The 12,615-nt window shown below is 74.8% G+C and carries 12 protein-coding genes and 1 pseudogene; 4 read left to right on the top strand and 9 right to left on the bottom strand.

Translation table 11 applies throughout. The annotated features are described in order from the left end of the window. Window positions 1-5 precede the first annotated feature (5 nt). Window positions 6-707: a ribonuclease H family protein gene (locus E4U91_RS03375; protein ID WP_137305141.1), complete on the bottom strand. Its 702-nt coding sequence runs from the start codon at window positions 705-707 to the stop codon at window positions 6-8. A 129-nt stretch (window positions 708-836) separates the two neighbouring features. Beyond that, window positions 837-1,634: a VOC family protein gene (locus tag E4U91_RS03380; protein ID WP_137305142.1), complete on the bottom strand. Its 798-nt coding sequence runs from the start codon at window positions 1,632-1,634 to the stop codon at window positions 837-839. A gap of 221 nt (window positions 1,635-1,855) precedes the next feature. On the opposite strand from E4U91_RS03380, the gene E4U91_RS03385 reads away from it, so the two are divergent. Beyond that, on the top strand, window positions 1,856-2,731 hold the full coding sequence (locus E4U91_RS03385) for an aminoglycoside phosphotransferase family protein (RefSeq protein ID WP_241678498.1): 876 nt from the start codon (window positions 1,856-1,858) through the stop codon (window positions 2,729-2,731). Window positions 2,732-2,752: 21 nt separating this feature from the next. Here the strand turns inward: E4U91_RS03385 and E4U91_RS03390 are convergent, their stop codons facing one another. Further along, window positions 2,753-3,235, bottom strand: coding sequence for a VOC family protein (locus tag E4U91_RS03390; protein WP_137305144.1), 483 nt, complete (start codon window positions 3,233-3,235; stop codon window positions 2,753-2,755). 234 nt (window positions 3,236-3,469) lie between these two features. Here E4U91_RS03390 and E4U91_RS03395 point away from each other — a divergent pair, with 234 nt between their 5' ends. Further along, a complete protein-coding gene (locus E4U91_RS03395; protein WP_137305145.1) occupies window positions 3,470-4,123 on the top strand; it encodes an ATP-dependent Clp protease proteolytic subunit in 654 nt (217 codons plus the stop codon). A 1-nt stretch (window position 4,124) separates the two neighbouring features. Beyond that, window positions 4,125-4,727: a ClpP family protease gene (locus E4U91_RS03400; protein WP_137305146.1), complete on the top strand. Its 603-nt coding sequence runs from the start codon at window positions 4,125-4,127 to the stop codon at window positions 4,725-4,727. A 64-nt stretch (window positions 4,728-4,791) separates the two neighbouring features. On the opposite strand, the gene E4U91_RS03405 is transcribed toward E4U91_RS03400, so the two are convergent. From E4U91_RS03405 to E4U91_RS03415, 3 genes and pseudogenes are all read right to left on the bottom strand, one after another. Beyond that, entirely contained in the window at window positions 4,792-5,169 is a 378-nt protein-coding gene (locus E4U91_RS03405) for a helix-turn-helix domain-containing protein (RefSeq protein WP_137305147.1), read from the bottom strand. Window positions 5,170-5,310: 141 nt separating this feature from the next. After that, window positions 5,311-5,760, bottom strand: a pseudogene (locus E4U91_RS03410) (ATP-binding protein); the annotation flags it as partial. A gap of 152 nt (window positions 5,761-5,912) precedes the next feature. Further along, complete coding sequence (locus E4U91_RS03415) at window positions 5,913-7,154, bottom strand: DUF6777 domain-containing protein (protein ID WP_137305149.1); 1,242 nt, start codon at window positions 7,152-7,154, stop codon at window positions 5,913-5,915. 180 nt (window positions 7,155-7,334) lie between these two features. Here E4U91_RS03415 and E4U91_RS03420 point away from each other — a divergent pair, with 180 nt between their 5' ends. After that, the gene (locus E4U91_RS03420; RefSeq protein ID WP_137305150.1) at window positions 7,335-8,597 is read left to right on the top strand and encodes a streptophobe family protein; all 1,263 of its coding nucleotides are present in this window, start codon (window positions 7,335-7,337) and stop codon (window positions 8,595-8,597) included. 18 nt (window positions 8,598-8,615) lie between these two features. On the opposite strand, the gene E4U91_RS03425 is transcribed toward E4U91_RS03420, so the two are convergent. The 3 genes from E4U91_RS03425 to E4U91_RS03435 all read right to left on the bottom strand — a co-directional run bounded on the left by E4U91_RS03425 (window position 8,616) and on the right by E4U91_RS03435 (window position 12,591). Further along, window positions 8,616-9,602, bottom strand: coding sequence for a serine/threonine-protein kinase (locus tag E4U91_RS03425; RefSeq protein ID WP_137305151.1), 987 nt, complete (start codon window positions 9,600-9,602; stop codon window positions 8,616-8,618). An 85-nt stretch (window positions 9,603-9,687) separates the two neighbouring features. After that, window positions 9,688-10,236, bottom strand: coding sequence for an SH3 domain-containing protein (locus E4U91_RS03430; RefSeq protein ID WP_137310648.1), 549 nt, complete (start codon window positions 10,234-10,236; stop codon window positions 9,688-9,690). 15 nt (window positions 10,237-10,251) lie between these two features. Beyond that, complete coding sequence (locus E4U91_RS03435; RefSeq protein ID WP_137305152.1) at window positions 10,252-12,591, bottom strand: ABC transporter ATP-binding protein/permease; 2,340 nt, start codon at window positions 12,589-12,591, stop codon at window positions 10,252-10,254. Window positions 12,592-12,615: the final 24 nt, after the last annotated feature.

Raw genomic sequence — 12,615 nt, forward strand, 5'->3', positions numbered from 1 at the left:
GCGGGTCACCCGGCGGCCGCGGTGCGGCACTCCGGGTGGCCCCAGCCCTGGTCGTTCTTGGCGATCGGCTCGCCGGCCGCGTACGCGCGGCCGCACACGCAACGGCCGGGGAACTTGGCCTTGATGGTCCGCGCCGACGCCCCGCCGCCGCGCTGCCGGGCCGGCCCCGCCTTGGCGGGCCGCCGCTTCGCGGCCGGGGTGTCCGGTGAGGGCGGCGGTTCCGGGGAGCCGAGGTCGCTGCCCGCCGGCTCCTGCACCACGGCGGCCTGGCTGGCGGCCCGGTCGGCGAAGTCGTTGAGCCGGTCGCCGTCGACCTGGTGGGCCGGGACGTAGCGGAAGTCGACGGAGCGGCCCTGGAGCAGCTCGTCGATGCGCACCACCAGCTCCTGGTTGGCGACCGGCTTGCCGCCGGAGGTCCGCCAGCCGTTGCGCTTCCAGCCGGGCAACCAGGTGGTGACGGCCTTCATGGCGTACTGGGAGTCCATCCGGACCTCCAGCGGCACCGCCGGGTCGGTGGCCGTCAACAGGCGTTCCAGCGCGGTCAGTTCGGCCACGTTGTTGGTGGTCCGGCCCAGCGGCCCCGCCTCCCAGCGGTCCGGGGTCTCGGCGCCGTCGGCGACCACCCAGGCCCAGCCGGCCGGTCCGGGATTGCCCTTCGACGCCCCGTCGCAGGCGGCCACAACACGTTCAACCATGCGCACGATCATGCCATGGCCGGGCGGGTGCCCGGCCGTGCGGAGCGGGCCCGGCCGGCCCCGAACCACGAGCGGGGCCGGCCGGGCCTGGGGCGTCCGCGCCCCAACACGCGGCAGCCGTGCGGCAGCAGCCGGCAGGAGCTAGGAGACCTCGGTCATCTGCGGCCTCTCGCCCGCGGCGGCCGTGACGTCGATCACCGAGAAGCTCGCGCCCTGCGGGTCGCTCAGGGCCGCGAACCGTCCGAAGGGGCTGTCGACCGGCCCGAACCGCAGCACACCGCCGAGCTCGGTGGCGCGGGCGACGGCGTCGTCGACGTCCGGGACGGTGAAGTACACGTTGACGTACGGCGGCACCTCGGGCGGGAACTCCTCGGTCATCGCCATCCGGCCGAGCACGCTGTTCTCGCCCAGGTCGTAGATCCGGAAGTCCATGGCCTCGTCCTCGATGCGCTTGGTCCGGTACGGGAAGACGGCCGGGAAGAACGCGTCGGCCTTCTCGGGCTCCCGGGTGAAGACCTCGGCCCAGCAGTAGGCGCCGGGCACCGCCGTCGCCTCGAAACCCTCGTGGCGGCCGCCCTGCCAGATCCCGAAGGCCACGCCGCCGGGGTCGCGGGCCAGACACATGGTGCCGAAGTCACCGACGCGCATCGGCTCCATCAGCACCTCGCCGCCGTGCTCGCGGACCTTCGCCGCGGTGGCGGCGGCGTCCGGCGAGGCGAGGTACAGGCACCACTGCGACTGCCCCTCCTGCCCCGGCATCGGCGGGACGACGGCGGCGACGGCCTTGCCGTCGGCGTAGGCCTGGGTGTAGTTCCCGTACTCCGACGTCGACTCCCCGAAGGTCCAGCCGAGCACCTCACCGTAGAAGCGCTTGGCGCCGTCGAGGTCGGTGAACATCGCGTCGGCCCAGCACGGGGTTCCCTCTGGTTGCACGGCCATGGCGGCGGCCCTTCCACTGAGACGGGTGGTCCGCTTCCTCACGCTAGCCAGGCCCGCGCGGGGCCGCGCGCCGAGCACCGCGGGCCGTCGCGGACGCGGGGGTGCCGTCCCCGGGCGCCCGCTGCCGGGCCAGGGGCCGCCGGACGAGCGCGACGCACGGCGAAATCCGTTCGACAGCACGGGAGTTCCGGGCTGGAATGGGCCGGATGTGTGCCTTGAGGATGCGTCCCGACGAGATCGACCTGGACGCCGCGCTGGTGCGCCGGCTGGTCGCCGCGCAGTTCCCGCACTGGGCGTCCCTGCCGGTGACGCGGGTGACGTCGTCGGGCACCGAGAACGCGATGTTCCGCCTCGGCGACGACAAGGTCGTCCGGCTGCCCCGCCACCCCGGCGCGGTCGACGGCGTGGCGCACGAACGGCACTGGCTGGCCCGGCTGGGGCCCCGGCTGCCCGTGCCCACGCCGACGCCGCTGGCCCTCGGGGAGCCGGGCGAGGGGTTCCCGTGGCCGTGGTGCGTCTACGGCTGGCTGGACGGCCGCAATCCGGTCGCGGGCGCGCTGGAGCGCCCCGGGGAGCTGGCCGCCGACCTCGGCGCGTTCGTGGCCGGGCTGCGGCGGCTCGACCCGGACGGGGGCCCGGCGAGCAACCGGGGCGTGCCGCTCGCCCGGCGCGACGGCGACACCCGGGCGGCGCTCGCGCAGCTGGCGGGCCGGATCGACACCGCCGCGGTGACCGCCCGGTGGGAGGAGGCGCTGCGGGCGCCCGGGCACACCGGCGCTCCGGTGTGGGCGCACGCCGACCTCTCCCCCGGCAACGTGCTGGTCGCCGGGGGCCGGCTCGCGGCGGTCCTGGACTTCGGCTGCGTGGGCGTCGGGGACCCCGCCGTCGACCTGATCGTGGCCTGGAACCTGCTGCCCGCGGAGGCGCGGGGCGCCTTCCGGGCGGCGGTCGGGGCGGACGACGCCGAGTGGGCCCGGGGCCGGGGCTGGGCCCTGTCGATCTCGCTGATCCAGCTGCCGTACTACTGGGAGACCAATCCGCCGCTCGCGGAGAACTCCCGGCACGTGATCAGCGAGATCCTGGCCGAGCCCCGTTGAGGGGGAGCGCCGTCGGGGCGGTCACGCGCCGTCGTAGGCCCGCTGGAGGGCGGCGATGTCCAGCTTGCCCATCTTCATCATGGCGTTCATGGCGCGGGTGGTCTTCTCCCGGTCGGGGCCGGCGATCATCTCGCTGAGGACCTTCGGCGTGACCTGCCAGGACACGCCGAAGCGGTCCTTGAGCCAGCCGCAGGGGCCGGGCTGGCCGCCGCCCTCGGTGAGCTTGCCCCAGTAGTAGTCGATCTCCTCCTGGTCGTCGCAGTCGATCTGGAAGGAGACGGCCTCGTTGAACGTGAACTCGGGGCCGCCGTTGAGCGCCACGAACCGCTGGCCGTTGGCCGTGAAGTCGACCGTCAGGACGGTGCCGGCGGGCCGGGGGGCGCCCTCGGTGTAGTACGTGGTGGTGCCGGTGCTGGAGTTCTTGAACACCGAGACGTAGAACTGCGCGGCCTCCTCGGCCTGGGTGTCGAACCAGAGACACGTGGTGAAGCCGTCGGCGGTCATGGGCTGCCTCCTGGGTGCGGGACGCGGAACGCGGTCATCTGTGTCGACCGGTCCGGGCGGCGGAACTCATCGGTCGCACGCCGGTCTCCTCCGGCGCCGCCCGGCCGGGCCGGACGCTCTGCCCTCGGCGAATCTGCCGAGGGCAGGGAAATCCCCGCGGCGGCCGGGTCCGGCCCGAGAGTGGGGCGCACGGCGACCACCCGCCGTGTCCGACCCGCGACCCGAGGAGCTTCCATGTCCCCACTCTCCGCCGCCCGGCCGCCGGCCGCGCCGCCCCGCGCCGAGGAGGGCGACACCGCGCCCACCCGGTTCGACGACCAGCTCGCCGCGCAGCTCCTGGGCCAGCGCATCGTGCTGCTGGGCACCCAGGTCGACGAGGTCTCCGCCAACCGGGTCTGCGCCCAGCTGCTGATCCTCTCCGCGGAGGACCCGCGCACCGACATCAGCCTGTACGTCAACAGCCCCGGCGGCTCGGTCCACGCGGGCCTGGCCATCTACGACACCATGCGGCTGATCCCGAACGACGTCTCGACCCTCGCCATGGGCTTCGCCGCGAGCATGGGCCAGTTCCTGCTGAGCGTCGGCGCGCCCGGCAAGCGCTACGCGCTCCCCCACGCGCGGATCATGATGCACCAGCCGTCGGCGGGGATCGGCGGCACCACCGCGGACATCGAGATCCAGGCGGAGAACCTGGAGTTCACCAAGCGGACCATCGAGCGGATCACCGCGGAGCACACCGGGCAGAGCCCGGAGACGATCGCCCGCGACGGCGACCGCGACCGCTGGTTCACGGCCGAGGAGGCCAAGGAGTACGGCATGGTGGACCACGTGGTCACGTCGCTCGCGGACGTGCGCCCGGCGGCCACCCGGCGACGGACGGGGCTGTGACATGGGGAGCTACACGATCCCGAACGTCATCGAGCGCACCCCGCAGGGCGAGCGGTCCTTCGACGTGTTCAGCCGGCTGCTGAACGAGCGCATCATCTTCCTCGGCACCGACATCGACGACGGCGTCGCCAACGTGGTGATCGCGCAGCTGCTGCACCTGGAGTCGGCGGCGCCCGAGCACGAGATCGCGATCTACATCAACTCGCCCGGCGGCTCGTTCACTTCGCTGATGGCGATCTACGACACGATGACCTTCGTGCAGGCGCCGATCTCCACGTTCTGTGTCGGGCAGGCGGCGTCGACGGCGGCGGTGCTGCTGGCCGGCGGGGACCCCGGGCGGCGGTTCGTGCTGGAGCACGCGCGCGTGCTGCTCGGCCAGCCCGCGAGCGGCGGCAGCCGGGGCACGGTCGCGGACCTCTCCCTGCAGGCCAAGGAGATGGTGCGGATCCGCGCGCAGGTGGAGGAGGTGCTGTCCCGGCACACCCACCACGACGTGGCGACGCTGCGGGCCGACATGGACCGCGACAAGGTGTTCACCGCGCAGGAGGCGGTGGCCTACGGGCTGGCCGACGAGGTGCTGAGCCGGCGTCTGATGATGGTCTGACCCACCGGCCCCCCGGGACACGGTACCGGCCGCCCGCATCCGCTGCCGGGCGGCCGTCCCCGGGTCAGGCGGCCAGGCAGAGCCCGCCGTGCGGCGTCCGGGTCGCGGTCCGGCTGCGGGCCGGGCGGCGGGCGAGGTCGCCCTGCACCCGGGTGAGCAGGTCGGAGAGGCTGAGGCCGAGGGCGTGCGCGGCGGCGGCGAGGACCTCCGAGGAGGCCTCCTTGCGGCCGCGCTCGACCTCCGAGAGGTACGGCATGGAGATCCGGGCCGCGTCGGCGACGTCCTTCAGGGTGCGCTCCTGGGCCTGGCGTTCACGGCGCAGCGCGTCTCCCACCAGGTCGCGCCACAAGGGCTCCTTGGGCGGGGGCGCGCTGGTTCCCGGGCGCCCGGCGGGCGGGCGCAGCGGGATCACTCGGGCTTCGTCGGTCGCTCGCTCGGTCATTGCTCCAGCCTAGGAGCGGTCACCGTGAGGGGAAGCCCCTGACATTCCGCCCTCGGTGGAACCGGACGTATCGCCCGCCGGGTGGGGGTCTGCCACCGCGGCGGCCGTCTGCTTGGCGGTGCCGCCGTCGAGGGCGGCGCGGTCGCCGAGGCGGAGCAGCGCGCGCACCCGCTTGCCGACCGGGACCCGCTCGGCGCTCACCTCGGCGGCCAGGGCGTGCACGATCTCCAGACCGTGCCGGCCGATCCGCCGGGGGTCCTTGGGGTAGCGCATGGGCAGGGCGTCGCTGCTGTCGTACACGGACACCGTGAGGGTGCTGTCGGTGCCCTCCAGCTCCAGGATGTATGGACCGTTGCTGTGCCGGTCGGCGTTGGTGACCAGTTCACTCACGACGAGCATGACCTCGCCGTCGGCGCGCTCGTCGATGCCGGCGCACCACTCCTGCCGCAGCTGCTCGACGAAGCGCGCCGCGAAGGCGCGGGCTTCGGCGATGCAGCCGGGCTCACCGGTGTAGTGCGCGGCGCGCCGCAGGGGTTCCACGGGCACGTCGAAACCAGTCGGTATCACTGCCCCGTCCAGTTGCTCGGTCATGCTGTTCTCTCTGGGAGGCCTCACCTGGCCGGATGTGTTGCACCTGTGCTGGTACCCCGTGCCGCGCAGTGCACTCCTGTGCACTTGACGTGCGCTCCGTCACGCCGTGCGGGAGACCGGGGACACCCGGCGCACGTTGTCGTCCGGCCCGGTCAGGACGCCGGTGGGGGTTCGGCGGAGGAGCCCGGGGCGGCCGGGGAGACCGGGGCCTCGGGGGGCGACTGGGGTGCGCTGCCGCCGCCCGACGGCGGTTTCGGGGGCGGGGAGACGCTGGAGTCGCCGGGCTTCTCCGGCTCGTTCGACGACGAGTCCGGGGGCGGCGGGGGCTTGGGCGGCGAGGGTGGCTCCGCGGGCTTGCTGCTCGGGGAGGACGAGGACGCGCCGGGCGACGTCGACCCGCGGTCGGAAGGACTGCTGCTCGACGAGGACGGCCCGCTCGACTTGCCGGACGGGGAGATGGTCACGGGGGGCGACGGGTGGGTGGGGGGCGGCGCCGGACGGTCGTGGCGTCCGGTGTCCCCGCGCGGGCGGGCGATCCAGCCGCGGTGCTCGGGGTCGTAGAGCACGAAGACGTCGACGGCCTTCGGCGCGGGGGTCACCACGACGACGTTGGCGGGGCTGTACGTCGGCCAGGAGTCGCCGGTGGGCTTGGGGGTGGTGCGCTGCGGCACGGGCTGGGTCAGCGGGTTGCCGCAGGCGCAGCGCACGCGGGGCAGGCCGCGGGCGTCGACCAGGACGGCGGTGCCGGCCTGGAGGACGGCCTGGTAGCTGGTGGCGGCGCCGTCGCGGTAGCCGTGGTTGGTGACGCGGGTGTCCATGCGCAGCTGCACCGGGGTCAGGCCGCGCAGGTAGGCGGGGACGCCGGAGGGCGTGACACCGGCCACCGAGGCGAACGCCTCGTTCTTGGTCGCGTCGGCGCCGAGCGAGCGGATCTGCTTCTCGACGTCGCAGGCGGAGAGGTGGCGGGTGCCGCCGTAGAGACCGGCGGAGCCGCCGTCGACGCCCCGGACCTCGTTGGTGGGGGCGGTCGCGGCGGTCGGCGGGACGGAGACGGGCGGGGCGGAGTTGTCCTTGGCGGTGGACTCGGTGAAGGGGTCCGGTCCGGTCTTGCCCGCGGCCTGGAGGAAGACCTCGCCGCCGGCGCTGCCCGAGCCGCCGCCGGAGCGGCCGAGGACCAGGGCCACGGCGACCGCGGCCACCACGACGGCGGTCAGCACGGCGATGCGGGGTGCGGACCTCCACCACGGCCGGTGCGGCGGGGTGCCGCCGGTGTCGCCGCCCGGGGCACCGCCGGGTGGCTGCGAGGGCGGGCCCGACGGCGGCTGGGAGGGACCGGACAGGGGTCCCGAGGGTGGTCCGGTGGGGCGGCCGGAGAACGGCGGTTCGGCGCTCACGAGCTTCTCCCGGCGTGGTCTCCTGCGGGAAAGTCCCGAGGACGTTCCGGGGGATTCACCCGCCTTGGTTCCACTTCATTCCATTGTGTGCTCCGGTGGAGCGGTGCCCGCAAGCGGACGGGGCGCCCGGACGCCTCTCCCGGCGGGCGGGCCGGCCGGGTGCTGCCTAGCGTGGCTGCCGTGAGTCACCCCCGCTCCCCCGCACCGGCCGTCGCACCGGCGGCCGCCCGCCACGGCTGGGTCCACGCCCTCGTCACCGCCCTGGCCTGTCTGCTTGCCATGCTCGTGGTGGCCGCGCTCGGGCTGTGGGCGGCCGGGGCGGCGGACCTGCCGGACGGCGCCTTCCCGCGCGTGGTCGCGGCGACCGTGGTCACGTCCGTCGGCGGGAGCGTCGAGCTGTCCGGGAGCGCGGGCGAGCTGGCGGGCAGCAAGGGCGAGCTGACCGTCGTCCCCCTGTCCGTGACGCTCACGGGAGCGCTGGTGCTGGCCGCCGGATTCCTGCGCCCGCTGCGCCACCGGGCGGTCGCCGGCGCCCTGGAACTGGCCGGGTGGGCGCTGCGCGTCGCCGCGCTGTGGCTGCTCGGCCTGCTGGCCCTCGCCCTGGCGGCACGGCAGACGTTCCCGGTGTCCCTGGGCCGCAGCGCACTGGACGACCTCGGCGAGCTGTTCGGCGTCACCCCGAGGGTCGGCTTCACCACGGACGTGCCGCTCAGCCTGTTCGTCGGGCTGGTGTGGTGCGCCGGGGTGCTGCTGCTGGCGCTGCTGGTGGCGCCCGGGGCCCCGCTGCCGCGGCGGCTGCTGCGGTTCCAGCAGTCGGTGCGTCCGGCCGCGTACGCGATGGTGGCGCTGTTGCTGGCGTACGTCGCGCTGGGCATCGTCGTGGGCGTCGTCGTGCTCCTCACCCGCGGGCATCCCGCGCAGACGCTGGCGGTGATCCTGCTGGGCCTGCCGAACCTGGTGTGGCCGGCGCTCACCCTGGGGCTGGGCGCCACCTGGGAGGGGCGCGTGGACGGCCCGTTCGGGCTGCCGATGCCGCACGTGCTGGACGAGGTGCTGCGCGGCCCGGACACCGCCACCCTGAACCTGCGCACGCTCGCCGAGCACGACGGCCGGGCGTGGTGGCTCCTGGTGGTGGCGGCGGTCCTGGTGCTGACCGCCGCGTTCCTGATGGCGTCCCGTTCGCCCGTCCGGACCCGCCTGTGGCAGCACGCGCTGCACATGGCGGTGGCCCTGGTGCTGACGGTCCTCGCCATCTGCCTGCTCGGCCGGCTGTCCGCGCACTTCGGCCTGGCGGTGCTCGGCATCGGCGACCTGGGCGGTGGCCTGTCCGGACGGCTCTTCCTGCGCCCGCACCTGTGGACGGCCCTGGGCCTGGCCGCCCTGTGGGGGCTGGTGACGGGCTGTCTGGGCGGCCTGCTGGCGCGCGGGGTCCGGCGGCGATAACGACCGGACGCACGAAGGTCAGGGATACCGGCCGACCACCGGCTGCGCCCAGGGCGGCGGGGGCCGCGGACCGTCCCGGGGCACGGCCCGGCCGGCCGGTTCGGTGAGGGGGTGGCGCCGGCCCCGGTCGCCGCGTCCGGCGGCCCGCAGCTCGGCGACGAAGGCCAGGCAGGTGTCGTGGCGGGCCTCGGGGGTCTTGGCCAGGGCCCGGCCGAACACCGCGTCGACCCCGGCGGGCAGCCCGGGCCGGGAAGCGGTCGGCGGGGGCGGGTCGTCGTACTGGTGGGCCCACAGCAGGGCCATGTCGTCGTCGCGGCGGAACGGCGGGTGGCCGGCGAGGCACTCGTAGACCACGCAGGCGAAGCCGTAGACGTCGCACCGGGCGTCGACCGGCTTGCCGGAGATCTGCTCGGGGGCGACGTAGTCCAGGGTGCCGACGAACTGGCCGACCGTGGTGAAGCCGGTCAGCGACAGGGACTTCTTGGTCAGGCCGAAGTCGGTGAGGTAGACGTGCTCGGGGTGGTCGCTGTCGGTGCCGCGCGCGACGAGGATGTTGCCGGGCTTGACGTCCCGGTGCACCAGGCCGTGCTCGTGGGCCGCGTCCAGCGCGGAGGCGACCTGGGCGGCGATGCGCACCGCCGTCGGCAGCGGCAGCGGGCCCTTCCGGTCCAGGAGGTGGCGCAGGTCGCTGCCCTCGACGTAGCGCATGGCGATGTACAGCACGCCGTCGGTCTCGCCCGCCTCGAAGATCGGCACGATGTGCGGGTGGTCGATCGCGGCGGCCACCCGGGACTCGTGGGTGAAGCGCCGGCGGAAGGTGTCGTTGCGGGCGAGTTCGGGCGCGAGCAGCTTCAGCGCGACGGTGCGGTCCAGGCGCAGGTCGCGGGCCCGGTAGACGACGGCCATGCCGCCGCGCCCCAGTTCGCCCTCGATGCGGTAGCCCGCGACCTGCCGGCCGACCAGCTCGGAGGGCCGCCCGGAGAACAGGTCCGAGTCGTGGGCCATCAGGGTGCCTCCGCACGAGCGGCCGTTCCCGCTCCGGCGGGCCGTCGGCGTGGCCCGGCCGCCACAGCGTCCCCGCGGCGCGCGGTCACGACTCCCCGTCCGGGGTGACGACGCGGGTCGGGGCGTAACCCGGGGCGGCAGGGCGCTCGCCGGGCTCCTCGTCGGTGGCGTAGGTGCTCAGCGCGGTGCCGTCGCCGTACGCCCAGCGGCCCTGGACGGCGTCGTAGAGCCAGACGGACTCGCCGTCGACGACCACGCCGATCCGCACGCCCTGGGTGCGGCGGCGGAAGTCCTCCCCGTCGAGGGTCCCGCGGGCCACCTCCTCGACGGCGGCCCGGTAGCGGGCGAGGGCCTGCTCGGCGCGGGCCAGCAGCGGGCGCGGGTCCTCGGTGGCGGTGAGCGGGCCGCCGGGGGCGGGCGGGTCCTGCGGTACGGCGATCAGGTGGCGGCCGTCGACCCAGGCGGACCAGCCGTTGGAGCACAGCACCTGGGCCCAGTCGCCGCGCCGCTGGAGGAGCTGGACCGGCAGCAGCGGGTCGAGGGGCACCGTGGGCCGGGCGGGGTCGGGGGCCTCCCAGGCGGGCGTGCCCCGCCCGGGCACGACGTGCGTCGGCCGGAATCCGGGGGTCGGCAGCGTCATGGGGGCGGCCTACTTCCGCATGATCGCGGGCTCGTGGCGGCGCAGCAGCCGCGAGACGACGAAGCCGAACACGAGGGAGAGCACTACGAGCATCCCGACGTCGAGCAGCCAGATCGCCGCCCGGTGCTCGAACAGCGGGTCGTCGGTCAGCTTGCCGGGCACGATCCGGGCCAGGCCGAGGGTGCCGGCCATGGCGCCGAGTGCCCACCGCGCGGGCACCAGCCAGGACAGCTGCTCCAGGCCGGGCACGCCGTGCAGCTGCAACAGGGCGCCGCAGAAAACCACTTGGACGATGGCCAGCAGCACAAGGAGCGGCATGGTGACCTCCTCCTTGGTCACCAGCGCGGACACCACCAGGCCGAGCATCATCGCCGTGAACGCCAGCAGGGCGACGGCCACGGTGATCTCGACGAGCGGGGGCATCAACACGCCCTTGCCGCCCGGTGCGTCGAGGTCCACGCCCAGCAGGGCGACCAGGGTGAGGACAACGGCCTGCACCACCGTGACCGTGCCGAGCACCACCACCTTGGACAGCAGGTACGCCGACCGGGACAGGCCCACGGCCCGCTCCCGCCGGTAGATGACGCGTTCCTTCACCAGCTCGCGCACGGCGTTGGCGGCCCCGGTCAGGACGCCGCCGACGCACAGGATCAGCAGCGCGTTCATCACGCTCTCGCGGGTGAGCGCGCTGCCGGCCAGCGCGCGGGCCATCGCGCCCATCACGAACGGCAGGGCGATCATGATGACGAGGAAGGTGCGGTCGGCGCTCAGGGCGGAGGCGTAGCGGCGCACGAGCGTGCCGAGCTGGGCGCCCCGGCTGCGCGGGCGCGGCGGCGGCAGCATGATCACCGGGCCCTCGCGGGGCAGCGGCGGCTGGGCGCTGGCGTCGACGACGTACTGCCGGCGCAGCGGCGAGGCGCGGTACTCCCCCGCCCAGTCGCGGTCCTGGTCGCGCTCGAACGCCTCGAACGCCTCGGGCCACTCGGCGAACCCGAAGAAGCGCAGGGCGTCCTCGGGCGGGCCGTAGTAGGCGGTGCGGCCGCCGGGCGCGAGGACGAGCAGGCGGTCGCACACGTCGAGGCTGAGGACGCTGTGGGTGACCACGATGACGGTGCGGCCGTCGTCGGCGAGGCCCCGCAGCATGTGCATCACCGAGCGGTCCATCCCCGGGTCCAGGCCGGAGGTCGGCTCGTCGAGGAAGAGCAGCGAGGGCTTGGTGAGCAGTTCCAGGGCGACGCTGACGCGCTTGCGCTGGCCGCCGGAGAGGCTGTGCACGGGCTGGTCGGCGCGCTGCTCCAGGCCCAGTTCGCGGATGACCTCCTCGACCCGCGCCCGGCGTTCGGCCTTGGCGGTGTCCTGCGGGAAGCGCAGCTCGGCGGCGTAGCCGAGGGCGGCGCGCACGGTGAGCTGGGCGTGCAGGATGTCGTCCTGCGGGACCAGTCCGATGCGCTGGCGCAGCTCGGCGTAGTCGCGGTAGAGGTCGCGGCCGTCGTAGACGACGGTGCCGTGGTCGGCGGGGCGCTGTCCGGTGAGGGCGCCCAGCAGGGTCGACTTGCCGGCGCCGCTCGGCCCGACCACGGCGAGCAGGCACTTCTCGCCCACCGGGAAGGACACGTGGTCGAGGAGGGTCTTGCGGCCGCGGTCGACGGCGACGGTGAGGTCCTGCACGTCCAGGGAGACCTCGCCGGTGTCGACGTACTCCTGGAGGGTGTCGCCGACCAGGCTGAACGCGGAGTGGCCGATGCCGACGACGTCGCCGGCGCGGACCGGGGCGCGCTCGACCGGGCTGCCGTTGAGGTAGGTGCCGTTGTGGCTGACCAGGTCGACGATCTCGTAGGTGCCGTCGGGCCCGGCGCGCAGTTCGGCGTGCCGGCGCGAGACCACGAGGTCGTCGATGACGAGGTCGTTGTCGGCGGCGCGGCCGATGCGCACGGTGCGGGCGGGCAGCGGCCGGACGGTGGTCGGCTGCCGGAAGGTGCCGGTGAGCTCGGGCATCGAGACGGCCGAGGGGCGTTCGGCGGGCGGCGGGGTCCGGCCGAGGAGGGTGGCGCGGGGGCCGTCGCCCGGGCTGCCGAAGCGGATCTCGCAGCCGGGTCCGACGTCCCACTCGCGCACGCGCCGGCCGTCGGCGTAGGTGCCGTTGGTGCTGTGCTCGTCCTGCAGCGTCCAGTGGTCGCCGTCGGGGCGCAGCACGGCGTGGTGCCAGGAGACGCGGGCGTCGTCGAGGACGACGTCGCTGAGCGGGTCACGGCCCACGTGGTAGGCGTGGCCCGGGGTCATCACCGTGGAGCCCGACTCGGTCTCCAGGACCAGTTCGGGCGCCGTCGAGGCGACCGGCCGCTCCGCCATGCCGGAATTCTATCGATTCGTACG

Origin of the sequence: Streptomyces lasalocidi (genome assembly GCF_005280215.1) — a bacterium.
Taxonomy (GTDB): Bacteria; Actinomycetota; Actinomycetes; order Streptomycetales; family Streptomycetaceae; genus Streptomyces; species Streptomyces longwoodensis.

Excerpts from the sequence above, each read along its gene's own strand:
- E4U91_RS03375 (WP_137305141.1), bottom strand. The coding sequence starts at position 707 with ATGATCGTGCGCATGGTTGAACGTGTTGTGGCCGCCTGCGACGGGGCG.
- E4U91_RS03380 (WP_137305142.1), bottom strand. The coding sequence starts at position 1,634 with ATGGCCGTGCAACCAGAGGGAACCCCGTGCTGGGCCGACGCGATGTTC.
- E4U91_RS03385 (WP_241678498.1), top strand. The coding sequence starts at position 1,856 with ATGCGTCCCGACGAGATCGACCTGGACGCCGCGCTGGTGCGCCGGCTG.
- E4U91_RS03390 (WP_137305144.1), bottom strand. The coding sequence starts at position 3,235 with ATGACCGCCGACGGCTTCACCACGTGTCTCTGGTTCGACACCCAGGCC.
- E4U91_RS03395 (WP_137305145.1), top strand. The coding sequence starts at position 3,470 with ATGTCCCCACTCTCCGCCGCCCGGCCGCCGGCCGCGCCGCCCCGCGCC.
- E4U91_RS03400 (WP_137305146.1), top strand. The coding sequence starts at position 4,125 with ATGGGGAGCTACACGATCCCGAACGTCATCGAGCGCACCCCGCAGGGC.
- E4U91_RS03405 (WP_137305147.1), bottom strand. The coding sequence starts at position 5,169 with ATGACCGAGCGAGCGACCGACGAAGCCCGAGTGATCCCGCTGCGCCCG.
- E4U91_RS03425 (WP_137305151.1), bottom strand. The coding sequence starts at position 9,602 with ATGGCCCACGACTCGGACCTGTTCTCCGGGCGGCCCTCCGAGCTGGTC.
- E4U91_RS03435 (WP_137305152.1), bottom strand. The coding sequence starts at position 12,591 with ATGGCGGAGCGGCCGGTCGCCTCGACGGCGCCCGAACTGGTCCTGGAG.